19 protein-coding genes are annotated in these 23,739 nt (G+C 65.2%); 17 read left to right on the forward strand and 2 right to left on the reverse strand.

All coding sequences use genetic code 11. The features are described from left to right. Positions 1 to 43 precede the first annotated feature (43 nt). The 8 genes from GA615_RS24990 to GA615_RS25025 all read left to right on the forward strand — a co-directional run bounded on the left by GA615_RS24990 (position 44) and on the right by GA615_RS25025 (position 9,284). Entirely contained in the window at positions 44 to 2,281 is a 2,238-nt protein-coding gene (locus GA615_RS24990) for an HD family phosphohydrolase (RefSeq protein ID WP_152054073.1), read from the forward strand. 7 nt (positions 2,282 to 2,288) lie between these two features. After that, entirely contained in the window at positions 2,289 to 2,810 is a 522-nt protein-coding gene (ybeY, locus tag GA615_RS24995; protein WP_152054074.1) for an rRNA maturation RNase YbeY, read from the forward strand. After that, positions 2,807 to 4,105 carry a hemolysin family protein gene (locus GA615_RS25000; RefSeq protein ID WP_152054075.1) on the forward strand — a complete coding sequence of 433 codons (1,299 nt, stop codon included), beginning with the start codon at positions 2,807 to 2,809 and terminating at the stop codon, positions 4,103 to 4,105. The genes ybeY and GA615_RS25000 overlap by 4 nt, the downstream gene beginning before the upstream one ends. A 35-nt stretch (positions 4,106 to 4,140) precedes the next feature. Further along, positions 4,141 to 4,881, forward strand: a complete 741-nt coding sequence (recO, locus tag GA615_RS25005) for a DNA repair protein RecO (protein ID WP_152054076.1) — start codon at positions 4,141 to 4,143, stop codon at positions 4,879 to 4,881. 129 nt (positions 4,882 to 5,010) lie between these two features. Beyond that, positions 5,011 to 6,351, forward strand: a complete 1,341-nt coding sequence (locus tag GA615_RS25010; protein WP_152054077.1) for a tetratricopeptide repeat protein — start codon at positions 5,011 to 5,013, stop codon at positions 6,349 to 6,351. 90 nt (positions 6,352 to 6,441) lie between these two features. After that, positions 6,442 to 6,981, forward strand: a complete 540-nt coding sequence (gene lptE / locus GA615_RS25015) for an LPS assembly lipoprotein LptE (protein WP_152054078.1) — start codon at positions 6,442 to 6,444, stop codon at positions 6,979 to 6,981. Positions 6,982 to 7,068: 87 nt separating this feature from the next. Next, positions 7,069 to 7,959: a dihydropteroate synthase gene (gene folP / locus GA615_RS25020; protein ID WP_235905672.1), complete on the forward strand. Its 891-nt coding sequence runs from the start codon at positions 7,069 to 7,071 to the stop codon at positions 7,957 to 7,959. A 62-nt stretch (positions 7,960 to 8,021) separates the two neighbouring features. Further along, positions 8,022 to 9,284, forward strand: a complete 1,263-nt coding sequence (locus tag GA615_RS25025) for a glutamate-5-semialdehyde dehydrogenase (RefSeq protein ID WP_235905673.1) — start codon at positions 8,022 to 8,024, stop codon at positions 9,282 to 9,284. Positions 9,285 to 9,303: 19 nt separating this feature from the next. Here GA615_RS25025 and GA615_RS25030 read toward each other — a convergent pair whose 3' ends face one another. Beyond that, positions 9,304 to 10,206 (reverse strand): SDR family oxidoreductase, encoded by a 903-nt coding sequence (locus GA615_RS25030; RefSeq protein ID WP_152054080.1) that lies wholly within the window; start codon positions 10,204 to 10,206, stop codon positions 9,304 to 9,306. A gap of 142 nt (positions 10,207 to 10,348) precedes the next feature. Here GA615_RS25030 and GA615_RS25035 point away from each other — a divergent pair, with 142 nt between their 5' ends. Further along, a complete protein-coding gene (locus GA615_RS25035) occupies positions 10,349 to 11,248 on the forward strand; it encodes a transcriptional regulator (protein WP_152054081.1) in 900 nt (299 codons plus the stop codon). Positions 11,249 to 11,447: 199 nt separating this feature from the next. Beyond that, the gene (locus GA615_RS25040; RefSeq protein ID WP_161602551.1) at positions 11,448 to 13,058 is read left to right on the forward strand and encodes a hypothetical protein; all 1,611 of its coding nucleotides are present in this window, start codon (positions 11,448 to 11,450) and stop codon (positions 13,056 to 13,058) included. Between the two features lie 22 nt (positions 13,059 to 13,080). Here GA615_RS25040 and GA615_RS25045 read toward each other — a convergent pair whose 3' ends face one another. Then, positions 13,081 to 13,971 carry an RAD55 family ATPase gene (locus GA615_RS25045; protein WP_152054083.1) on the reverse strand — a complete coding sequence of 297 codons (891 nt, stop codon included), beginning with the start codon at positions 13,969 to 13,971 and terminating at the stop codon, positions 13,081 to 13,083. 276 nt (positions 13,972 to 14,247) lie between these two features. Between GA615_RS25045 and GA615_RS25050 the strand changes: the two genes are divergently transcribed. The 7 genes from GA615_RS25050 (at position 14,248) to GA615_RS25080 (ending at position 23,736) form a co-directional block, all read left to right on the forward strand. Further along, positions 14,248 to 16,110 carry a type II and III secretion system protein family protein gene (locus GA615_RS25050; protein WP_161602552.1) on the forward strand — a complete coding sequence of 621 codons (1,863 nt, stop codon included), beginning with the start codon at positions 14,248 to 14,250 and terminating at the stop codon, positions 16,108 to 16,110. Positions 16,111 to 16,151: 41 nt separating this feature from the next. Next, a complete protein-coding gene (locus GA615_RS25055; RefSeq protein ID WP_152054085.1) occupies positions 16,152 to 16,952 on the forward strand; it encodes a hypothetical protein in 801 nt (266 codons plus the stop codon). A 15-nt stretch (positions 16,953 to 16,967) separates the two neighbouring features. Further along, positions 16,968 to 18,047, forward strand: a complete 1,080-nt coding sequence (locus GA615_RS25060) for a tetratricopeptide repeat protein (protein WP_152054086.1) — start codon at positions 16,968 to 16,970, stop codon at positions 18,045 to 18,047. Positions 18,048 to 18,187: 140 nt separating this feature from the next. Next, the gene (locus GA615_RS25065; protein WP_152054087.1) at positions 18,188 to 19,498 is read left to right on the forward strand and encodes a Gfo/Idh/MocA family protein; all 1,311 of its coding nucleotides are present in this window, start codon (positions 18,188 to 18,190) and stop codon (positions 19,496 to 19,498) included. A gap of 121 nt (positions 19,499 to 19,619) precedes the next feature. After that, a complete protein-coding gene (locus tag GA615_RS25070) occupies positions 19,620 to 20,039 on the forward strand; it encodes a hypothetical protein (protein ID WP_152054088.1) in 420 nt (139 codons plus the stop codon). Between the two features lie 207 nt (positions 20,040 to 20,246). Continuing rightward, on the forward strand, positions 20,247 to 21,818 hold the full coding sequence (locus tag GA615_RS25075; RefSeq protein ID WP_152054089.1) for an MDR family MFS transporter: 1,572 nt from the start codon (positions 20,247 to 20,249) through the stop codon (positions 21,816 to 21,818). A gap of 109 nt (positions 21,819 to 21,927) precedes the next feature. Next, a complete protein-coding gene (locus GA615_RS25080; RefSeq protein ID WP_152054090.1) occupies positions 21,928 to 23,736 on the forward strand; it encodes an ATP-binding cassette domain-containing protein in 1,809 nt (602 codons plus the stop codon). Positions 23,737 to 23,739: the final 3 nt, after the last annotated feature.

The raw sequence follows: 23,739 nt of genomic DNA on the forward strand, positions 1-23,739 counted from the left end.
ACGGTTCTGACGCCATGCCGGCCGACCGGCGGAGCTTCTCCCCATGACGCCTGGTAAACGCAAGCCCAAGCCCGTCCGCGCGCAATTGCGCGGGGCCGAGTTGATCGACCTCCGCAAAAGCCGACTCACCCGGCAGCGCCAGCGCCTCGCCTGCCTGATCCCCGCCGTGCTCGCGGCTCTGATCAGCGCGGCGATCGTCTGCGGCTCCGGGCCGGCCTTCCCGTACCGAGTCGGCCAGCGGGCGACGCGAGACCTTCGGGTCAACGTCCCTGAATTCCAGCGCTTGAACCTCGTTCAGACCAACCGCCTCCGAGAGCAAGCCGCCCGGCAGATCTCTCCAATTTTCTCGAACGACCCTGCGCCGATTCTCGAACTCCAGAAACTCTTGGAAGACCTCGTCGAAACGGTGGCCAACGCTCGACGCGAGACAATCGCATCGTTGCCCCCCGATGTGGTTGAATCCTGGGGCCTTGATGCGAATATCTTCGAAGATCTCCGCGAGGCGAGCGACACTCCCTTGCGTCGCGACGACCTCCGCCGCTCGATCGCCGAGGCCTTCGCGCCGATCATCCGCCACGGTGTCCTCGGCAGGGGCCTGCTTCCGCTCGACGAAGAATCGGGCACGATGATCCAGGTCTTGCAGGATGATCGCCGCGTCTCGGTGAGTCGAGACCGCGTCTTCCCCGAACGCCTCGTGCGTCCCGATGGCCTGGTCGCCGAGGATTTCATCGCCACGTTCAATTCCCCTGAGCTGGGTAAGACTCTGTTCGGCCTGGTCGCCGAACGCCTGGCCCAGACGACGACCCTCCACTTCGAGAAGGAAGCCACAGCCGAGGCTCGACAGCGGGCTCGGAATCGAGTCCGAGACTACTACGACACCTATACTCGGGGGCAGTTGCTCGTCGAGAGGGGTCGCATTATTACCGAGGATCAACTGGAACTGCTCCGGCTCGACCATCAGGCCTCGCTGGCTTCAATGACTTCGGCCGACCGCCTGAAGCGGGTCGGGGCCTTTGTCGTTCTGGTGGCAAGCCTGTACGGCTTGACGGGGGCCTTGCTTCAGCGGTTCGACCCCAGGATCGCCCGCGATCCGATTCGGATCTCGGCCCTCTGCTTCGTTGCCGTGCTGGCGCTGGGGCTGAGTCGGTTGATCGCCATTCATCCCTGGGGGGCCGAGTTGATCCCGATCGCCCTGGCGGCTCTGATGCTCGCCGTGGCCTATACTCCCATGACGGCACTGGTCTTCACCTTCGGCACGAGCCTGCTGATCAGCCTCGCGCTGGGGACGGGCCTGGGTTACTTCATCATGCTGATGGGAGGAACGGCCGCCGGGATCCTCTTGCTCGGGGAGGTCCGCACGCGGACCAAGCCGATTCAGGTCGGAGCCGTGGCGGCCCTCGGCTATGCGGCGCTCTCGGCCGCTGCCGGACTCTGGCAAGAGCAACCCGTGGAATTGATTGCCGCCGAGAGCGGCATTCGGGCCGGCTGGGGACTGCTGACCGGGTTCCTCCTCGGTGGCAGCCTTCCCTATGTCGAGCGCATGTTCGGGATCGTCACCGGCATCAGTCTCCTGGAACTTGGCGATGTGAACCACCCGTTGTTGCAAGAACTGGTTCGACGCGCTCCCGGCACGCACAATCACTCGATCACCGTCGGCACGATCGCCGAGGCCGCTGCCGAGAAGATCGGGTGCGATGGCCTACTCGTCCGGGTCGGGGCCTACTTCCACGACATCGGCAAGATGCTCAAGCCGAACTACTTCATCGAGAACCAGACCCCCGGCACGGTCAACCGGCATGCGAACCTGGCGCCGGCGATGAGTACCTTGATCATTATCGGTCACGTGAAAGACGGCGTCGAACTGGGCCGCCAGCACAATCTGCCGGCCCGGATCATCGACCTGATCGAGCAGCACCACGGCACGACCCTGGTCGAATACTTCTACCACGAGGCCAACCGCCGACGAGACGGCAACCCCGACGCCTCGATCGTCCTCGAAAGTGCCTTCCGCTATCCCGGCCCGAAACCGCAAACCAAGGAGGCGGCCATCCTGATGATGGCCGATGCCTCCGAGAGTGCCAGCCGGGCCCTGTCCGACCCGACCCCCGCCCGGCTCGAAGGGCTGGTCGAGGACTTGATCGACAAGCGCCTCCGCGATGGGCAGTTCGACCAGTGCGAGCTGACGATCCGAGAGATCGCCGCCATCCGAGACAGCATTACCAAATCCCTCATCGGCATCTACCACGGCCGCGTGAAGTACCCCCAGCAACGAACTGCCTGACACCCCGATGACCGCATCCCCCGACGATCTTGACCGGCCGACGCTGGAGATCGACCTGAGCGATACGCAAAGGCACCTCCGCCTCGATCCCGACCGCGTCCGCTCTCTGGCTCGCCGCACCCTGGAACTGGAAGGGGTCGACCAGGGCTGCCTGTCGATCGCCGTCGTGGACAACCAGACGATTCACGAGGTCAATCGACGCCACCTCGATCACGATTGGCCGACCGACGTGGTCAGCTTCCTCCTCTCGGAGCCGGAAACGCCCGAGTTCTCCGGTGATCTGGTCATCTCGGCCGAGATGGCCGTCTCGGTCGCAAGCCAGTGCGGCCTTGACCCCAACGCGGAATTCGCGTTGTACTTGGTTCACGGACTGCTTCATCTGTGTGGTTACGACGACCTCTCCGAGCAGGAACGCATTCGGATGCGGCGTCGGGAGGACGAGATCCTCGAGGTTCTGGGCATCGCCCGTCCCCCTCGCGACCTTGAGGGGAGCGAGTTCAAGGCATCGGCACAGGAGGCAGGTTCTTGAGCGCCTTGGCCTTCGGGATCATCCTGGTCGCGGCTCTACTGATCGCCGCCTGGCACGGCCTGGCGGTCCTGATTTCCCGAGCCCTGTTGACCTACTCTCGCAGTCAGTTGGAAGCGCAGTGCGAGGCCAACGGCCGGCCCGATCGGGCCGACGCGATCGAGGCCGATTGGGAACGCACCGAACGCTCGTGCGCCGTCCATGCCACGGCCTCGGGCTTGCTGCTGCTCGCTCTGCTCGGCGTCGCCGAGGCCAATCATCCGGCGATCGTCAACGCTTGGGCCTTGATCACCGTCTGGATCGTGGCGGGCCTGATTCTTCGCGTGATCGCCGGGGTTGCCGGTCGCGTGCATGCCGAGGCGGTGCTTGACTGGTCGTGGCCGATCATCCAGGTGCTGAACCGCCTGGCCGTGCCGGTTCTCTCGGCGGGTGCTGCCCTTGAGGCCGCCGTTCATCGCCGACGGAAAGGCCCGCGTCGCACCACCCGGCCTCGCCCCCTGAGCGTCGAGGTCGAGATCCGGTCACTCCGCTCCGCCGCCGAGGCGGAGCATGAATTGACCGAGGCCACCCGCGATCGGATCGAACACCTGGTCGCGCTCGAACGGCGTGACGTGGGAGAGATCATGACTCCCCGATCCGCGATGGTCGCCCTGGCCGCGAGTACCCCCGCGGCCGAAGCGGCCCGGACGATCATCTCGTCGGGCCACAGCCGGATCCCCCTCTTTGGAGAGAATCGCGACGACATCGTTGGAATTCTCTATGCGAAGGATCTCTTTGGCGAAATCCTCGACGGATCGAGTCTCGACACGGTCCGGCTGCGACGCCTGGTTCGACCGCCGCTCCGCGTGCCGGAAACCAAGCGAGCCTCGGACCTGATCGACGAGATGCGCCGACAGCGTGTTCACCTGGCCGTCGTGCTCGACGAGTACGGCGGTGTCGCCGGCCTGGTCACGCTCGAAGACCTGCTCGAAGAAATCGTCGGGGCGATCGACGATGAATATGATAATCCGACTCCGGAAGATCCGGTCGTTCTGATTGCCGAGTCGCTCTACGAGGTCGATGCCGGTATGAGTCTTGATGACCTGAACGAACGGCTCGACCTCGACCTGCCGACCGATGCCGACTACCAGACCATCGGCGGATTCGCATTCAATGCCCTCGGCCGCTTGCCCGAGCCGGGCGTTTCGTTCCTCGATCGCGGGGTTGAGTTCACCGTGATCGAAGTGGGGGATCACTCGATCCGGAGAGTTCGGATCGACCTGCGGCCGAGGGAGAGCCTGGAACACTCGGTCGGCTAATCCGGGACATTGAACCAACGACGGAACTTCCCCCTTTGGCCGCGATTCGCACCCCTGCCCTGGTGATCCGATCGGTCGAGGTTTTCGAGACCAGTCGGGTCCTGACGCTCTTTACGAGAGAGCTGGGGAAGGTTTCGGCCCTGGCCAAGGGGGCAAGGCGGCTGAAGTCGCCGTTTCAGTCCGGGCTTGACCTGTTGAGCGTCTGCGATATCGTGGTGCTTCACAAGGCGTCCGATGCCCTCGACCTGCTGACCGAGGCCGTGCTTGACGAGCACTTCGAACCACTTCGCCGCGATCTCGCGGCCCTCTACGCCGGCTGTTACGTCGCCGAGTTGCTCGACGCCCTGACCGACCGCCACGACCCGCACCCGAAGCTGTTCGACGCGGCCCGAGTGACCCTTCGTCACCTGGGCGATCCCGTCTCTCGCCCGAGCCGGACACTCCGGTTCGAGCTGGCCTGTCTCCGGGAGTTGGGTTTGATGCCGGCACTTGATACCTGTGTTCACTGCGGCCGACCGCCGACGGCCTTCGACGATCGGGTTGCCTTCGGCCTGGCCACCGGCGGTGTCCTGTGCGCCGATTGCCGCCCCGGTCAGCCGCACGTTGCGACCCTCTCGGCCGCGACGCTCGACGCGATCCGAGCCCTCGCGTCTCCCGGCGATGCCTGGAAAGCGACCTGGGGGCATCCGGAAGTGCTTGGGCCGGTGCGGTCGACCGTCGGGGCGATCATCAGCCATCTGATGGGCCGAAGGCCACGCCTCCTTTCGTTCGTCTGATCGGCTCGGGCCGCCGCCAGGAACGGCGCCCGCAACCGGTTGGTGTGAGGATGGACGCGAAGCGGGTCGGCCGGTGGGGTCGACGCGGCCTCTTTCTGAGCCGACTCAGTCAGTCGGAGCGAGACACGGATGTCCGAGCCCCTGTCCCGATCCTGGACCTTCCCTTCCCCGGACCTCGCGGTGGCCGTGCTGGCGATGGCGGTCGCGCTGGCCACGGTCGGCTGCCGGGGCGGCTCGTCTCCCGGGCTCCGCGGAGTGCTTCCGGCCGCCCAGCGGGGAGCGGACGTCGAGGCGCCCGAAAGCCAGGCCTTGATGTCCCGCTGGATCGGCGCTCCTCGATCTGATGATCGGGTGCGCCGCGTGGGAGGCTTGATCCTTCAGCCCGACGGTTGGGCCTCGAAGGAAGTTCCCACCGACGACCAGCGAGCCGCCGAGTTCGAGGCGGCCGAACAACTCTATCTGCAAGGCGATCTCGACGCCGCCGAACGGGCCTTCGCCCGGATCGCCCGCAAGGAGCGGCCGTCAGGCATCAAGCGATTTGCCGACTCCCTCACGGAACTGGAGGGGCTCGACGACTTCGACCGCCGCCGATCGCCTTGGGGGATGCGGTCGCTCTACTACCTGGGCGAAATTCGCTTCAAGAAAGGGAATTACGTCGGGGCACACGACACGTTTGAAGAGTTGCTCAAGGAATATCCGGGCACCCCGCACCTCGACGAGGCGGTGTCTCGGGAATTCCAGATCGCGCAGACCTGGCTCAATCAGGTTCGACCCGCCGACGACCAGCCCCCCCTGCCCTGGCATGCCCGGTTCCGCGGGGGTTTGCCGCTGATCGACACCGGCGGCCATGCTGTCTCCGTGCTCGAACACGTTCGGCAGAACGACCCGGCCGGACCGCTGGCCGACGACGCCGTGAAGCTCATCGCCGACCACTACGCCAGCGCCGGTGATCACGAATCCGCGGGCTTTTATTACGATCAGCTCGCCAACGATCACCCCAAGAGCCCGTTGCTTCACGATGCCTTGATGTCGAGCGTCGATTCGAAGCTTAACGCCTACATTGGTCCCGAGTACGACTTTACCGGCCTGGCCGAGGCCCGCGATACCGCGAAGCGGGCCATGCAACTGTTCCCCGAACGCCTGACCAGCACTTCGGACGACCTTTACCACACCCTCGACCTGATCGCCGATCAGGAAGCCGAACGCGACTACACGATGGGCGAATGGTATCGGAGCGCCGGCTATGTCATCTCGGCGGAATACTATTTCGGTGGCATCGTACAGAAGTGGCCTCGGAGCGAGTGGGCCGAGAAGGCCCGCGTCCAGCTGGCCGAGTTGGCCAAGATGCCGCGCAAGGAAACCGCCCCCTCGAAGATGATGGTTCAGCCCGGCGGCAACGACCCGTTTGCACAGGGAATCAGCTCGGGGAACCCCGGCGGGCTCGGTCCCGGCACGTCGATCGGCCCCTGATCAGGTGACGATCGTCCCGAACACGACCCGATCAGAATCAAGGACGCGCCCCGAGGCGCCCGGCGGAGAGCCGGCACAGGAGGTCCCGTGATGGCGATGGCTCGAACCAAACCCCGATGCGGCCCCGGCCCCTGCGCATTGCTCGCCGCGATCGCCGCCCTGGCCACGATCGGCGGGGGGTGCGGCTACACGCTGCGGGCCCCGTTCGACGAGTCGATTCGCACCGTCTACGTGCCGATCTTTCGCTCCTACTCCTTTCGGGATGATCTCAACATCCGATTGCAAGAAGAACTCATCAAGGAGATCGAGGACCGCACTACCTACCGGGTGGTCGATTCGGCCGAGAAGGCCGATACGATCCTCTCCGGCACCGTGCTTTACGCACCAAAGTTCAACGCCGTCGTCAGCCCGAACAACCTGCCCCGTCAGTTGTTCGCCGACCTGACCATCGAGGTGAGCTGGGAAGACCTCCGCAATCCGACCGATCCCGACAAGGAACCTCCCAAGGTCACGCTCACGCAGACCGTCCCCTTCTTCCCCGAGCCGGGCGAGACCGCCTTTCTAGCCTACCAGGAAGCCATTCGCCGCGCGGCGGTCGATATCGTTAATATGATGGAGGAGCCCTGGTAATCGCTCGGGGAGCCCCCAGTCCGGCCGATTGATCGGCCGGGGGCCTCGCCGTCACCGGGGCATCGGTTCGGATCGGAAGCTCTGCCGGTGTCGTCTGACCTGTTCCTGCTGTTGATCGCGTTCGTGGTGCTGGGAATCCTGCCGGGCCTGGCCGACTGGTCGCTGCCCGGCCGGGTCGTTCGTCGTCCGGCGATCATGGGCATCCTGAACCTGACCCCCGATAGTTTCTCCGACGGCGGCCTGATTCCCGACCTCCCGACCGCCGTGCGTCGGGCCGAGCAACTCGTCGAAGCGGGGGCCGATCTGCTCGACCTCGGCGGCGAGTCGAGCCGACCCGGCGCCGATCCCGTCTCGATCGACGAGGAGATCCGCCGGGTGGTTCCCGTCGTCGAAGCCCTTGCCAGCCGCATCGGGGTCCCCCTGTCGATTGACACGACCAAGGCCGAGGTTGCCCAGGCCGCGCTCCGGGCCGGAGCCGCGGTGATCAACGATATCCAGGGGTTGCTCGGTGACGACCAGATGCCCCGCGTGGTGGCCGAGTCCGGGGCCGGGGTCGTCTTGATGCACATGCAAGGCTCTCCGCGAACGATGCAAGCGAACCCGACGTATGCCGATGTCGTGACCGAGGTCTACGACGCTCTGGCGTTTCGGATCGACCGGGCCGAGTCATTCGGGATCGATCGATCGCGGATCGCCATTGATCCTGGCATCGGGTTCGGCAAGACCGCCGACCACAACTGGCAGTTGCTCCGCCATCTCGATCGATTCGCCGGGCTGGGCTGCGCGATCCTGATCGGCACGTCTCGCAAGCGGTTCCTGGGAGCCCTGACCGGCCGGGACGTGTCGGAGCGGACGACCGCCTCGGTCGTGTCGTCCCTGCTGGCGATCGAGGCGGGGGCCGACATCGTCCGGGTCCACGACGTGGGGCCGATGGCCGATGCCGTGAAGGTCTGGTCGGCGATGCGACCCTCGCGTTGATTGATCGAACCACGCTCACTTACGCTTCAACGACGGAACGAAATCCGATGGCTTCACAGGTGATGTCCGAGTCCCTTCTCGACCAGTGCCGATCGCTCGCAAGCCGGGCCAAGGCCGCCTCCCGATCGCTCGCCTCGGCGTCGGGGGCCGCAAAGAATGATTGGCTGACGCGATCGGCCGAGGCCCTGCGCGCCAACGTCGAGACCATTCTCGACGCCAACGCCCGGGACGTTGCGGCCGCTCCCGAATTCGGCCTGACCTCGGCGGCCGTCGATCGCCTGACACTCAACCCGGCCCGCGTCGATCAGATCGCCGTCGCCCTGGAAGAAGTGGCCGCCCTGCCCGATCCGGTGGGCGAGGTGATCGAAGGCTACCGGCGCCCGAACGGTCTGGACGTGACAAAGCTCCGCGTGCCGCTCGGCGTCATCTTCATGATGTACGAGAGCCGACCGAACGTGACCGCCGACGCCGCGGCCCTTTGCGTCAAGAGCGGCAACGCGGTCATTCTTCGCGGCGGCAAGGAGGCTCGCCATACAAACCTGGCCCTGCATGCCGTGCTCGCCGATCAGCTTGACGCCTCGGGCCTGCCCCGCGAGGCGGTGCAGTATGTCGGCGTGACCGACCGCGAGGCCGTCGGCCTGTTGCTCGGCATGCCCGAATTCATCGACCTGGCGATCCCTCGGGGGGGCGAGAGCCTCATCCGTCGGGTCGTGGCCGAGGCAAAGATGCCGGTCCTGAAGCATTATCAAGGCAATTGTCACGTCTATGTCGATGCGAAGGCTGACCCGGCGATGGCCGTCTCGATCATCCTCAACGCCAAGGCCCAGCGTCCCGGAGTCTGCAACGCGGCCGAAACCTTGCTCGTTCACCGCGACATCGCCTCCCGATTCCTCCCGGATGCCGCCGAAGCCCTGTCCAAGGTCGGCGTCGAACTGCGCGGCGACGAGGCCAGCCGCGCGATCGTGCCGTCAATGACTCCCGCCTCGGCCGAGGACTGGGACACCGAGTACCTCGATCTGATTCTCGCCGTCGGTGTCGTGGACGACCTCGACGCCGCCATGAGCCACATTGCCCGATTCGGCTCAGGGCACACCGAGACGATCGTGACCGACGACCTCCGCGCGGCCCGCCGATTCGTGACCGAGGTGGATAGCTCGGCCGTCCTCGTGAACGCCAGCACCCGGTTCAACGACGGCGGTCAGCTTGGCCTTGGGGCCGAGATCGGCATCAGTACCGACAAGTTCCACGCCAGAGGCCCCTGCGGGCTCCGAGAATTGACCACGACCAAGTGGGTCGTTTTCGGCAACGGCCATCTTCGCGGTTGAACCGCCGGTCGAGGGTCGCTCAGGGCTCGGCGCGGCAACGGTCGAGCCCGGCTTCGAGGGTTGGCCGCGAGAGCCCTCGAAGCGCGGCCTCGATCTTGCTCGAATCGAGCGAAATGTCACGCGGTCGAGGCTCGGGGGCGGGCACGTCTTCCTGGCGGTTCTGGCCGATCAGGTCCACGGGCAAGCCCTCATGCAGAGCAAGCCGGCCGATCATCTCGAACCGGGTCAGCCGCTCGATGCCTCCCAGGTGGAAGACCCCCGAATGCTCCCGTTCCTCGGCCATCCGGACGATCGCATCGGCCGCGGTGGCGTAGTCGAGGGGGGTGCGGAACTCATCGACGAAGAAGGCTTGCCGCTGACCGGCTCGCAAGGCATCGAAGACCCGATCCAGGGTTGTCGGCTTCCCGATTCGGGAGGGGCCGTAGAGCAGGCTCAGCCGCACCACGGCATTGTTCAGAGCGCTGGGGTAGGGAAGAAAGAGTTGGCGCTCCCCCTCCTTTTTCGAGGCGCCGTAGGTCGAAATCGGTTCGGCGTCGTCCTCTTCCTCACGCCAGCCTCGAACGCCGTCGAAGACCATGTCGGTGGACGCATAGACGACCCGGCAGCCGCTCACGTCGGCCCGGGCGGCGATGAAGCCGGTGGCCCTGGCGTTCACGGCGAAGGCGGTTTCGGGGTCTCGGAAGGCCTGGTCGACAGAGCTGATCGCGCCCAGGTGGAGGATCGTATCCGGCTGGTCGCGTTCGATCGCCCGACTGATGGCTTCAAGGTCAAGCAGATCGACTTGCTCGATCGGAAAGCCGGACCGGTGGCCGGGTGAGGACCGGCTCCAGCCGATGACCTCGTGACCCGAAGGCCCGAGCCGGTCGAGGACATAAGCGCCGAGCTGCCCGCTCGCGCCGGTGACGACAATCCGAAGTTGCATGAGAGACGTTCCCGCTCTGTCCCGAGTTGCGGTTCACAGCCCCGGCATCTTGCGATAGAGTCTGCCTCGTGTCGACCCCGCTCCGGATCGCTCGGCGGGGCCGTCGGAATCGAACAGCCCGAGCGGCCAGGGAGGGCCGCCCATGGATGCTCGTGAATTGCCGGTCGATGAGATCGTGCTCGATCCCGCCTTGAACCTGCGCGATCAGCTCGATCCGGAGACCATCGAACGCTACGCCGAGGCGAGCGAAGACCTGCCGCCGGTCACGGTCTTCGACGTGGACGGCCAGTGGCTCCTGGCCGACGGCTTCCACCGCCACGCGGCCTTCGTGTCGCAGAATCGGCCAAAGATTCCTGCACAGGTTCATGCCGGATCGTACAACGAGGCGCTCCTTTTCGCCGCCGGGGCGAACCTGACGCATGGCCTTCCGCTCCGCCGTCAAGAGCGTCGCCGGGCCGTCGAGATCCGCTTGCGGCTCGATCCCGAACGCTCCGATCGCCAGCTCGCCCGAGAGCTGGGGGTCAGTCGCGATCTGGTCGCCAGGGTCCGCAACGATCTGGTGGGAGCCGGTCAAATTGGCCCAGGCGAAGGCCGAGTCGGCGCCGACGGCAAGTTCTACCCCAATCCCGGCCTGCCCCGCGATCCGAACGAACGCCTCCCTGGTCGCGGCGACATGCCCGAGGAACCCCGAGCCCGCCGCAGCGACGAGGACGACGGGTTCGGCCCCCCTCCTCGTCGCGGTCGAGCTGAGGCCGACACCGAGCCAGGTGCCACGTCTCCCAACACGGAGGTCCCCCCGTTTCCGGGAGGCACTCTCGGCGAGCTTCGCGACCTGGCGCGCTCCGGGCCGGTTCCCGTCGCCACGCCGACAATCGACGAGATGCTCGAACTCATGACCCGGCAGGTGATGGAGGTCGTTTGCTGGGTCGAGGGAGACGACTTTGCCTCGGCCTTCGCCTCGGCTGGTCCCCAGGCCCGTCAACGGTTCCGGGTCGCCGTGCAGGCCCTCGTCGATGCCTCCGGGCAGCTTGAGGACGGGTAACCCGCGATGCCCCATGATCACGGCAGCGGCTCAGGGTTCAAGGCCTTGACTCCGAGATTCCGATGAATTTATGAACGAATGCCTCGGATTCGAGCGGGTTTGATCGAGTTCAATGCAAGCGTGATCCGGTCTGGATTCTTCTGCTGCCCGGAGGGGTCGTCCTGTGAGTTCGTCACTCCCCACCGATTCCGAGAGGCCCTTGGCCGATCCCCGATTGATCCGGCGATGGGCCCTCGGGTTTCTGGCACTCGGGATTGCCTTGCGGCTGATCCGATGGCTTCTGCGCTATCCGCTCTGGCACGACGAGGCGTTCGTCGCGGTCAACTTCATCAGCCGAGGCTACCGCGACCTGGCCGGGCCACTCGACTACTTGCAGGTCTGCCCGATCCTCTTTCTCTGGGCCGAGCTGACGGTCGTCAAGCTGCTCGGGTACAACGAGTGGACGCTTCGCCTGTTCCCGACGGTGTGCGCGATCGGGGGCCTGGTCCTGTTCGATCGGCTGGTGAAGCGAAGCGTTCCCGGCTGGGGGTATCCGATTGCCGTCGGCATCATGGCGGTCGCCTACTCGCCGATTCGGCACGGGAACGAGGTGAAGTCGTACGCCACCGACCTGCTCGCGGCGACGGCCGTTCTCTTGCTCGCGGTCCTCTGGTTGAAGGAACCGCACCGATCGCGCCGGCTCTGGTTGCTCGCGATCGTGGCGCCGATCGCCCTGGCCGGTTCGCTCACAGCCGTGTTTGTGGTCGGAGGGGTCGCCCTGGCCCTGCTTCCGAGCGTCTGGAAGACTCGATCCCGTCGGATCTGGGCCGCATATGTCGGCGTGGGTTTGTCCTCGGCGTTGACGTTTCTGGCCCTGTTTCACTTCCATCTGGCGACGGCGCAGAGCGAATGGCTGCGGACGGAATATCTGATTCCGTACTGGTCGAACGCCTTCCCTCCCTTGAGCGAGGGCGTGCTGGCGACCGTGATCTGGCTCGCCCGGATTCACGCCGGGAACCTGCTTGCCTACCCGATTGGCGGAGACGACGGCGGCAGCGTTCTCACCTTGCTCGCCGTGGCCGTCGGCCTCCTGGCCCTCATTCGAGGGAAGCGCTATGCCCTGGCCGCCATGCTGGCCTTGCCGTTTGCCTTGAACCTGCTGGCAGCGGGTCTGGGACGCTACCCCTATGGTGGAGAGGCCCGGATCGCCCAGCATCTTGCGCCGGCGGTCTGTCTGCTGGCAGGACTGGGAGCGGGCCGATTGGTGGGGCTCGTTCGATCGGATCGGCGGGCCGTTCGCCTGCGGGTTCTGGCGGTGGGGGTGTTGCTCGTGATCGGCGCCGGCAACCTGCTTCAGGCAGTCACTTCGCCCTATCATATGATCAGCGCCGCCCGCGACCGTGAATTCGCCCGCTGGTTCTGGCCCGAGCAGGCGCGATCGGCCGAGATCGCCTGTTTGAAGGCCGACCTCGGCCTTGATTTTGAGCCGAAGCAGTGGATCACCGGCATCTCCGCCAGCTATCTCTGCAACCAGGCCATCTACGCTCCCCGTCGACCGGCGGACTCGTCTCCCGCCGATCGACCGCTTCGCTACGTGCTCTTTCACGTCGATTCGTATGACTCGCCGCTCGAATCGCCCGAGTTTCAGCGCTGGATGGAAGCGACGGCTCAGGACCACCGCTTCCACCGGCTCGATTCCTACGTGGTGAACGCCGATCGAGGCGAAAAGGACTGGAAGGTGGGCCGCTACTGGGTCGTCGAGTTCTTGCCCGAGTCGATCGCGGATGCGGTCATTGCCCAGGACCCTCGCTCAATGCCCCTTCGGCGCTGAGAAGACTTCCCGATCGATCGGATCAACTCGGCTCGAATTCCAGCCCGTGATCGGTGATCCGATACGGCACGATGGCGTCGGAGCAGGCACTCCCTCGGTGCTTGGCCACGTAAAGCGAGCGGCCCATCCGCCCTTCGTGGCGGGTGCGGCCCATGAGGATGATCGTATTGGCGTTGGAGAAGACGTCCCCTTCGCCGATCGGCTGGGTCATCAGGTCGTCGAGCAGGACGTGAGGGGTGGTGTAGAGGTAGAGGCAGCCGATTGAGGCGTGGTCGTAGCGGTGGGCCATCACCTTCGGCTCGTTGGCCCGATAGTGTTCGCGGAACAGCTCGCGGGCAGCCCAGTCGTCCTCCTTGCGGAGGATCTGGTGATACAGGTACTCGAAGAACTCGAACTGGATCGACTCGCTCATGCGGTCGCTCGGTTCGATTCCGTCGATGACCACACGGCGCACTCCTCGGACAAACTGGGCATAGAAGAACTCGACCGACTTGCGCAAGACGCGGGCCAGGTCGGTCTTCCAGGCGTGCCAGTCGTCGTATTCGAGGTCGCGACGAGTGACGCGGCGGCCGGTTTTCGAGAACGGGTGGAAGTAGTCGCCGAGCTCGCGGTCGAAGTCCCAGACCGAGGCGAGATCGAGGTTCGTGTCGCTTCGGTAGGGGGTGATCGACCAGTCGAACTGCGATCGGGCGTAGGCGGCGTGGTTTTGTGCGTCGCCTCGGCTGGTCAGATCGCAGAGGACGCCGCGATGACCTTCGGCCAGGCGTCCCTGATCGGCCCAGCGAAGGCCGAGCTGGGTCTTGCCCACTCCCGTGGCCCCGGCAATCACCGTGAGGGTTCCTGGCAGCAATCCGCCGCCGAGTAACGCGTCGAGTGTGTCGATTCCGAACCCAAGCCGCTGCTGACCGGTCATGAAACATTCCTCGGCCCGGAACACGAGCGGGCCTTTATGCGATCGAGAAGGTCAAGTCCGGCCATCGGGGTCGATGTCGCGTGAAGGCCGGTCCCGCATTGTGACGGGTTCGGGGCCGGTCGGGCAAGTGCGCGGGATCGGCTTAAGTTGGGAGCAGGTCCGGTCGATCAACTGATTATCGTGGCCTTAAAGTCCACAGAATCCGCACGAGTCATACGGCCGGACCGGATCAATGGCGATGAAGGCCGATCCGGGTAACTCATCGGAGGATACCGGGTGTTCCAGGTGCGACACACTCACGTCCGAAGTCGGCCGGTTCTTGGGGCCGTGCGATGCTTCGTCATGCTCCCCCTGGTGGGGCTCTGCCTGGGAGGTTCCGGGCTGCACGCTCAGGAGACGGACATTCCGCCTCCCAATGCGGTCCCCCCGGTGGTGGCGCCTCCGAGTGCGGCCCCTCCGGTCGTTGCCCCGCCGGTGATCCCCGCTCCCGAAGCGCCGGCGGGCGGCCTGATTCGAATTCAGACCGACACGCCTCCGGTCCCTCCTCCCGGAGATGCCGGGCTGCCTTCGGTTCTGGAGGAGCCTGAGGAACCCGAACCGTTTCCGGTCCCCGAACAAGGAACCCTGATCGAGGCGGTGGATCTGCCCCCCTCGGAAGTCAACCTGATCATCGGGCGTTCTCAACTGTTTCGGCTCACCCGACCCCTCTCGACCGACACGTTGATCAGTTACGACAACGATGGCGTGATCGAGGTGCAGCCGCTGACCGACCCTGAGGCACTTGACCTGCGGTTCCTCAACGTGATTGGGGTCGGGTTTGGCCGGGCGACCGTTCGCCTGATCGATCAGGAACGGAACCTCGTGCAGACGCTCGAAGCCGTGGTGTCGATCGACGAATCGGCGCTCGAAGAACGGATCAATACGATTCTCGAAGGCTCAGACATCACGGTGCGTCAGGTTGCCCAGAACGTCATCCTCGAAGGGCAAGTGGCCAATTCGAAGGTGATGGCCGATGTGCTGGAACTGGTCCGATCGGAGCTTCGCCTCTCGGGCCAGGCGGCGGTCGGCAGTGTGGCCAGCGACCTCGGATTTAGCGCTGAGGAACCAGCGCTCGGAACCCCCGTGCCCCCGGCGGCGGCCAGCCCCTCGGGTGTTCAGCCGGGCCTGGTCGTGGTCAACCGCGTGAAGGTCCGAGGGCCTAGGCAGGTGATGCTGAAGGTCAAGATCGCCGAGATCAACCGCACCGGATTACGACAGCTTGGTGTCAACTTTCAACGGATGACCGACGGAACCGACATCAATTCGGTCGTCGGCGGCGTGGCCGGAGTGACCCAGTTTCAGCCGTTGCTCGGCATCGAGCAAATGCTCTTTGCCGACCCGCTCGACACGCAACTGTTCGGTATCTTCAACGACGGCGATTTCCGGCTCTATCTCAATGCTCTGCGGCAGAACGATCTGGTCCGCATTCTCGCCCAGCCGACCCTGATGACCCTCGACGGTCAGCCTGCCCGGTTCCTGGCCGGGGGAAGCTTCCCCTTCCCGGTCCCTCAGATCGGCATCGGCGGCGTGGCGACGATCACGATCGAGTTCCGAGACTTCGGCGCCTTGCTCGAATTCCTGCCGACGATCATGGAAGACGATTCGATCCGGCTCGACGTGCAGCCGATCTTCTCCGAACTGAACCAGAACACCGGCATCGCCGTCGCCGGCACCGCGGTTCCCGGCCTGACCGAACGCAGCGCCCGAACCGTGGTGCAACTGCGGGAAGGCCAGACGCTGGCCATCGCCGGGCTCTTTTCGACACGGACCAACGGCTCGACCCAGCGAGTTCCCCTGCTCGGCGATCTCCCGGTCCTCGGCCCCTTGTTTAGCCGAAACGTCATTCAAACGAATGAAACCGAGCTGATCGTGCTCGTGACGCCCGAACTCGTCGAGCCGATCGACGGCCAGGCCGCTCCCGGCCCCGGAGAGCTGTATCAGGAGCCCAACGACCTGGAATTCTACTTCCTCGGTCGCCTCGAAGGGAAAACCCGCCACCCACACCGATCCACGACCAGTTATCTCGATCCGTTCCAGGTCATGAAGCATTTCCAGAGTGAAGACCAGTGGGTCGTCGGGCCGCACGGCTTCGCGGACTGATCCTCGGACCAGACCCTTTTCCATCGGCCGGGAGAAGACCCATGCGAGATGATCGACGAACGCTCGGCGCGGCCCTGCTCGGCGCGGCCCTCGCCGCCACCGGCTCGACGAGCCAGGTTCGGGCACAGGACCCGTTGCCTCCGCTTCCCCCCGCGGTGAGTGGATCAACCGAATCGATTTCGATTCTTCCCTCTGCCCCGGTGCGGATGGAAAAGTCTGCCGGAGCCCTGGAGATTCCTCCTCCGATCGTTCCGGGAACACCGGTGCCCGCGCCGATCCACGTGCACGGTCAGGGGTCCATTCTGGGGCCACACGCCGGAGCGGGACACCTCCATCAGCCCGGCCCGATCGCCCGGACGGCTCATCACATCGGTTACACGATCAAGGACCGAATGATCGGTGAGCACGAGCGTTTCGCCGAGCCGCCGCTCGGCTGGTCGGTGAATCGGAATTTCGGAGCGCAGCAGGCCAGGGCCGAGATCCACCGCTTCACCCTCTATCGCACCGACTTCCAGTCCGGAAGCGAGCAGTTGAACCCCGGCGGCCTGCGACGGCTCGGCCGCATGGTCTCACTGCTCCATTGCTACAACGGTCCGTTGCTTGTCGAGATCGACCCGAACCGTCCCGGTCTGGCCGAGGCCCGTCGGCTGGCCGTTCTGGAACTGGCGGCCAGCAACGGCACCATGCTTGACCCGGATCGCTTGATCGTCGGCGGTTCTCCCTTCCTCGGTGGTCGAGGAGATCTGTCTGAGATTTACAACGGAGTCGTCCTTGATCGGTCGCTCCGAGCCCCGGAAACCTATCCGGTTCCCCCGCTCCCGAACGCGGATTTCCAGAACTGACCCGAGGCCATTTTCATGACCTGCCGCACCGCGCCGCCGATCTCGAACGACCGGCCCTGGGGGATCGGACGATCGCCGAGTCAGGAACGCCTCGGGCCTGCCCGCCGAGGCAACGATCGGGCCCTCCGGCGTGATTCCTCGTGCCGACGATTGCTGTTGGCCACCCTGTTGCTCTCGGTGGTCGCGTCCTCGGGATGCCAGACCATCTCCCGAATGCGCAAGGCCGACGAACCCTCCTATTCGGGCGTCTCAACCGACGAGGCGGCGGGATCGGCCTTGATGAACAGCATGGCCACGTCCTCCAATGCCAACTCGCCGACGAACCCCGAGCCGATGCCCGAGCTGACCTCGCAGCGGACGGTCAACGTCCATCTCGATCTGGGCCGCGTCTTCGAGGCTCGGGGGCAGTTCCCGGCGGCCGAAGGAGAGTATCGACGGGCCATTGAGGCGATCGACCGCAAGGTGGACCGATCGACCCAGGCCCTCGCCCACCGCCGCCTGGCCGCCGCGCTCGATCGACAGGGAAAATTTGTTGACGCCGCTCCCCACTATCAGCAAGCGACCCAGATCGCTCCCAAGGACCACCGGACCTGGAACGACGCCGGCTACAGCGCCTATCTTCAGGGACGTTGGGACGAGGCCATCGAAATGCTTCGCAAGGCTGAGGAGCTGGAACCGAACGATTCCCGCGTCCTGACCAATCTTGGCCTGGCCCTCGCCGCCTCGGGCCAGGATGACGAGGCCATGACCATCCTCTCCCGAGCCGGTGGTCCCAGCGCGGCCGAGGCAAACCTGGCCTACATCCTCGCCGCGACCGGCCGCACCGACGAGGCTCGCTCGCGCTACCAGCGCGTCCTTGAGGTCAATCCTGCCAATGCGCTGGCCCAGAAAGCCCTCGGTCAGCTTCAGGTCGAGGAGGCTCGGTCGGCCGAGTCGGTCGCCTCGGCCTCTGCTCCGGTCGATCCGGCCGTGCGTCCCGCGACCTTCGAGGCCGTCGGCTCTTCCTCGATGGTGGTTGAACCCGGCGAGGGTGCACCGATCGAGAAGGAACGACCCGCTCGGAAACGTTGGCTGAAGGGTCGGAGCGATCGCTGATCTGCCAAAGCGAGCGGGACGTTGCTTGCTTTCGTCGGCCCGCTCGCGCTGCTAAGGTGGGACTTTCGAGCGGTCTCTGTGTCGTTCCGATCCGGGACTCGACCCCTTCTTTTTCCCGACCCGCATTGAGATCAAACCCCATGAGCTATGCCAACTGGTCGCGTCGAGGGTTCTTGAGGGCTTCGACCACCGCGCTTCTTGCCGCGGGCCTGCCCCTCTGGTACGCCCGAGAGGTTGTGGCCGCTCGTGAAGAGGCGACGAGCAAGCCCAAGCGGAAGATTGGCCCGAACGACACGATCGTCATGGCTGCCATCGGCTGCGGCGGCCAGGGGCGGGGAATCATGCGATCGGCTGCCGGGCGCGAGGGGGTCAAGTTCGTTGCGGTCTGTGATGTGGACTCCAGCCATGCCCAGCAGGCGGTCGAGGACCTCGGCGGCGGCGACATCAAGGTCTACAAGGACTACCGCGAGCTGTTCGCCAACGAAGAACTCGATGCCGTGACCATCGGCACGCCCGACCACTGGCACACCCTGCCCGCCCTGGCCGCGATCAAGGCGGGGGTTGATGTGTACTGCGAAAAGCCCCTGACCCTGTTCCTCGACGAGGGGAAGGTGCTGGTCAAGGCCGCCCGGGAACACGACACGGTCTTCCAGGTCGGTAGCCAGCAACGTTCCGACGCCCGCTACCGCCTGGCCTGCGAACTGGTCCGCAACGGTCGGATCGGCAAGGTCAAGGAGGTCGAGGCCCGCATCGGCCGCAACCCGGTCGGCGGTCCCTTCAAGGAAGCCCGCGTTCCCGACGAGCTTGACTGGGACTTCTGGCTCGGCCAGACCCCCGAGGTCGCCTACGTTCCCGAGCGATGCCACTACGAGTACCGCTGGTGGCAGGCCTACTCCGGCGGCAAGATGACCGACTGGGGAGCCCACCACAACGACATCGCCCAGTGGGCGCTCGGCTACGACGGCTCCGGCCCGGTGAAGGTCGATGCCGACGGCTCTCCCTGGCCCGTCTTGCCGAACTCGTACGACATGCCCGAGCGGTTCGTCTGCACCGCCACCTACGACAACGGCACCGTCTTGAAAACCATGAGCGACGGCGAGAACGGCAACCTCTTTACCGGCGAGAACGGCTGGATCTTCGTCAATCGTGGGAAGATCGAGGCCAGCGACCAGGCATTGATCGACGAGCCGCTCGGCGACGACGCGGTTCGCCTCTACGTCTCGAACGATCACATGGGGAACTTCCTCGACTGCGTCCGCAGCCGGGAAACCCCGATTTGCGACGTTGAGATCGGCCACCGCTCCGTCTCCGTCTGCCACCTCGACAACATTGCGTTGAATCTCCGTCGCGAGCTGACCTGGGACCCCGAGCAGGAGCGCTTCGTGGACGACGACGAGGCGAACGGCTTGCTCCGACGCGAGATGCGCTCTCCCTGGACCCTCGACTTCTGACGGCTTCGTCCGAAGCACCCCACCGGAAGACTCGACGGATGCCGAGGGATCACAGGTCCGGGGCCTCCTCACGGACCCGTGACCCTCGGCCGAGCCTCCTTCGATCGAGACAGGTTCCGTCATGGATCAATCGCCACCCGCTGATCGTGAGCCGTTCGAGTTCAGACCCGATCACGGGCATCTGATCGCCGATCTCGGTTCGAAGCTGCACTTCGTCGGAATCTTGACGATTCTTCTTGGTGCAATCGCCTTGCTCTCGGGCCTCCTGAATCGTCCGCCGGGAACTCCCCTGTGGACCGGCGGGACACTGGTGGCCGCCCTGTCCGCCCTGTTCCTGGTGGCGGTCGGCTTCTGGTCGGTGCGAAGCGGTCGGGAGTTCCTCCTCGTCGCCCAGACCGAAGGGGCCGACATCCCTCATCTGATGCGAGCCCTGGAGAACCTTCGCCGCCTGGTCAGTCTTCAGTACAACCTCGCCTGGTTCGGACTGATCCTCCTCGTCCTTCTCATCGTCTTCGGCTTCTTCATCGACCCGGCTCACTGATCGTCAGCCCCGAAGGAGCGAACCGTCTTGTTTCCCGAGCAAGGCGTGATCTGCTCGTCCTGCCTGCGCCACCAGTTCGATCGGGACGGTGCCGTCCCGGCAGTTGGTCCTCACTCCGAAAATTCTCCGCTTCTGAACCTTCCCCCCTTGGCCTCGGTCCTAGAATGATGAAACGTCACGGACGGGACCGAAGGGGAGCATGCAACGATGTCTGCGGATGTGGAAGGCGAGGCGGAGCCGAGCCCGAGTTCCGGGGAAGCCCAGTTTCCCAATCGTCGGATCATCACCGTCGCCCTGATGTTGGCCATGGCGGTCGCGGCGATGGAACAGACGGTTGTCTCCCCGGCGATGCCCACGATCATCGCAAAGTTTAACGGGGTTGAGATTTACGCCCTGGTCTTCTCGGCCTACTTGCTCGCCTCGACGATCACGACGCCGCTCTATGGCAAGCTCGCTGATCGACTGGGGCGCAAGCGCGTGTTGCTCTTCGGCCTCGGTGTCTTCGCGCTGGGGTCGATGCTCTCGGGACTTTCCCGGAGCATGCCCGAGTTGATTGCCATGCGGACGCTCCAGGGGATCGGCGCCGGGGCGGTCGCACCGATCGTGATTACCCTGCTGGGCGATCTCTATTCGCTGGAGGAGCGAGCCAGGGTCCAGGGGCTTTTCAGCGCTGTCTGGGGGATCTCCAGCATTGCGGGGCCGGCGCTGGGCGGGGTGCTGACCGACCATCTCTCCTGGCGGTGGGTCTTCTTCGTTTCGGTTCCCTTCGGCCTGATCTCGATGTTCATTCTGGCGACCCGGGTCCGCGAGTCGGTCGCCGAACAGAGGCACCCGAAGCCGCTCGATTGGTCGGGGGCCGCCCTCCTGACGGGCGGTACGGCCGCCCTTTTGATTGCGGTGCTTGGCGGTGAGGGCCGATCCTGGGAGGGAGAGCTGCTCTTGCTCGTCCTGGCGGCCGGTCTGATTACCGTCTTCATTCGCCACGAACGCCGAGCGGCCGACCCGATCCTCCCGATCGACCTGCTGGCTCAGCCGGCGATCGCAGCCTCGATTCTCGGCAGTTTCGTGATCGGCGGCTTGCTGATCGGCATTGATACCTATGTTCCGCTGTTCGTGCAAGGGGTCCGAGGTGGTTCGGCGACCGACGCGGGCCGATCGATCATGCCGTTGTTTGCGGCCTGGTCGATCAGTGTCTTCATCGCCGCGAAGCTTGTTCCCCGGTGGGGGTTCCGCAAGACGGCGGTGCTCGGCTCGATCCTGATTGCCGTCGGGTCGCTCGGCCTGGTCGCCGGAGCGATCTGGCCGGAATCGAGTCGGCTCGCCTTCTTCGTCGGCATGGCGGTGATTGGCCTGGGGATGGGACCAACCTCGTTGAGTTACATCCTCGGGGTGCAGAACTCGGTGCCCTGGGAGCGACGCGGGGCAGCGACCGGCGCGGTCATCTTCTCTCGGATGATCGGAGGAGCAGTGATCGTGGGTCTGCTGGGCGCGACCCTCGGCCACGAACTGGCCTGGCGGCTGGGTGGCACTTCGGGCCTCGATGTTTCCGCGGCCCTCCGGCCCGAGACCCACGCGCAGCTGTCCCCCGAGCAACTCAACCTCGTCCGATTGGCCATGAACGCCTCGCTCCGAGACGTCTTTCTCCAGATTTTCGTCCTGGCGGCGCTCGGGCTCGGCTGCGCGGTCCGACTGGCCGGGGGCCGTGCGGTCGATCGACGCGATCTCATGGAATCGCATGCCGAGCATCCCGATCGGATCGCCGCCGCAGTCGAAAGCTGAGGCATCGGTCGCGGACCCTTTGGCCAAGCTCACCTCGAAGCCGGCCCCCCGGATCTGATACGCTGGAGTCTTCCAAGCGTCTCACTGGCCGATCGGGTCCGAGTCCCTTATGCCCTTGCTTCAACTGCGCAACGTGGTGCTGTCCTTTGGTGGTCCTCGGTTGCTCGACGGCGTCGATCTGTCCGTCGAGCGAGGCGACCGCGTCTGCCTTCTCGGCCGCAATGGCGAGGGAAAAAGTACCCTCCTGCGCCTCATTGCCAACGACCTCGACGCCGAGTCGGGCGAGATCATTCGGGCCTCGGGCCTTCGTGTGGCTCGACTGCCGCAGGAGGTTCCCCAGGGACGCGCCGGCACGGTCGCCGAGCTGGTGGCGGAGGGGCTCCCCGACGATGACCACGCCCTCGGCCCGCTCGATCACCGGGTCCTGGCGATCCTCTCCCGCGTCGGCCTCGATCCGGACGCCCCGTTCGATTCCCAGTCGTCCGGGATGAAGCGTCGGACCTTGCTCGCGGCGGCACTCGTGGCCGACCCTGATATCCTCCTGCTTGATGAGCCGACCAACCATCTCGACATCGAGTCGATTCGATGGCTCGAAGACTTCCTCCTCCGATGGGGAGGAACGATCCTGTTCGTCACCCACGACCGTGCCTTGCTCGAAACCCTGGCCACCCGAATCGTCGAACTCGACCGCGGTCACATCTACGTGTTCGACTGTGACTATCCCACCTACCTCGTGCGACGCGAGGAACAGCTCGCCGCCGAGGAGAAGCAGGCCGCCCTGTTCGACAAGAAGCTCGCCCAGGAAGAAACCTGGATTCGCAAGGGGATCGAGGCCCGCCGCACCCGCAACGAGGGTCGCGTCCGGGCTTTGAAGGCCATGCGAGAGGCTCATCGCGCCCGTCGCAATCGTCAGGGCGTTGCCCGGATTCAGGCCCAGGAGGCCGACCGCTCCGGGGCCCTCGTCATCGAGGCAAAGAACGTTTCCTTCTCCTTCGACGGTCGCCCGGTCATCCAGGACCTGACCACCACGATCATGCGAGGCGACAAGGTCGGCATCATTGGCCCCAACGGCGCGGGCAAATCCACCCTGCTGCGGCTCCTGCTCGGCGAATTGGCGCCGCAATCCGGGGCCATTCGCCTTGGGACGAACCTCGAAGTCTCCTACTTCGACCAGCTCAAGGCCACGCTCGATGAGGAAAAGACGGTTCAGCAAAACGTCAGCGAGTACGAGACCATCACCGTCGATGGCCGTCAGCGTCACGTCCTCGGATATTTGCAAGACTTTTTGTTTGCCCCCGACCGGGCCCGAACGCTGGTCAAGGTCCTCTCTGGAGGAGAGCGAAGCCGGTTGCTCCTGGCGAAGCTCTTTACCCGGCCGTCAAACGTCCTCGTGCTTGACGAACCGACCAACGACCTCGATCTCGAAACCCTGGAACTACTCGAAAGTTTGCTCGTTTCGTACGCGGGAACGCTCCTGCTGGTCAGCCACGACCGGGCGTTTCTCAACAACGTCGTGTCCAGCACCCTGGCCATCGAGGCCGGCGGGATCGTCCGCGAGTACGACGGCGGTTACGACGACTTTGTCCGGCAGCGCAAGGTGGACAGTCCGGCCGAGGAGGCTCGTCCTTCCTCCTCGTCGTCGTCCTCGTCAAAGGCGGCTGCATCGCGTCCGGCTCGCCCTCGGAAGCTCAGTTCCAGGGAGCAACGCGAGTTGGACGCCTTGCCCGCCCAGATTGAGAAACTCGAAGCCCAACTCGGCGTGCTTCACGAGGCGATGGCGTCTCCCGAGTTCTACCGTCAGGACGGTGAGCAGATCGCCGCGGCCAAGGCCCAGCTTGACACCCTGGAACAGGAACTCGCCTCGTGCTTCGAGCGCTGGGAAGCGCTCGAAGCACGTCGAGCCGAGGTTTCATCCTGACCC

Source organism: Tautonia marina (assembly GCF_009177065.1).
Lineage (GTDB): Bacteria > Planctomycetota > Planctomycetia > Isosphaerales > Isosphaeraceae > Tautonia > Tautonia marina.

Excerpts from the sequence above, each read along its gene's own strand:
- GA615_RS24990 (WP_152054073.1), top strand. The coding sequence starts at position 44 with ATGACGCCTGGTAAACGCAAGCCCAAGCCCGTCCGCGCGCAATTGCGC.
- ybeY (WP_152054074.1), top strand. The coding sequence starts at position 2,289 with ATGACCGCATCCCCCGACGATCTTGACCGGCCGACGCTGGAGATCGAC.
- GA615_RS25010 (WP_152054077.1), top strand. The coding sequence starts at position 5,011 with ATGTCCGAGCCCCTGTCCCGATCCTGGACCTTCCCTTCCCCGGACCTC.
- lptE (WP_152054078.1), top strand. The coding sequence starts at position 6,442 with ATGGCGATGGCTCGAACCAAACCCCGATGCGGCCCCGGCCCCTGCGCA.
- GA615_RS25025 (WP_235905673.1), top strand. The coding sequence starts at position 8,022 with ATGTCCGAGTCCCTTCTCGACCAGTGCCGATCGCTCGCAAGCCGGGCC.
- GA615_RS25030 (WP_152054080.1), bottom strand. The coding sequence starts at position 10,206 with ATGCAACTTCGGATTGTCGTCACCGGCGCGAGCGGGCAGCTCGGCGCT.
- GA615_RS25035 (WP_152054081.1), top strand. The coding sequence starts at position 10,349 with ATGGATGCTCGTGAATTGCCGGTCGATGAGATCGTGCTCGATCCCGCC.
- GA615_RS25045 (WP_152054083.1), bottom strand. The coding sequence starts at position 13,971 with ATGACCGGTCAGCAGCGGCTTGGGTTCGGAATCGACACACTCGACGCG.
- GA615_RS25055 (WP_152054085.1), top strand. The coding sequence starts at position 16,152 with ATGCGAGATGATCGACGAACGCTCGGCGCGGCCCTGCTCGGCGCGGCC.
- GA615_RS25060 (WP_152054086.1), top strand. The coding sequence starts at position 16,968 with ATGACCTGCCGCACCGCGCCGCCGATCTCGAACGACCGGCCCTGGGGG.
- GA615_RS25065 (WP_152054087.1), top strand. The coding sequence starts at position 18,188 with ATGAGCTATGCCAACTGGTCGCGTCGAGGGTTCTTGAGGGCTTCGACC.
- GA615_RS25070 (WP_152054088.1), top strand. The coding sequence starts at position 19,620 with ATGGATCAATCGCCACCCGCTGATCGTGAGCCGTTCGAGTTCAGACCC.
- GA615_RS25075 (WP_152054089.1), top strand. The coding sequence starts at position 20,247 with ATGTCTGCGGATGTGGAAGGCGAGGCGGAGCCGAGCCCGAGTTCCGGG.
- GA615_RS25080 (WP_152054090.1), top strand. The coding sequence starts at position 21,928 with ATGCCCTTGCTTCAACTGCGCAACGTGGTGCTGTCCTTTGGTGGTCCT.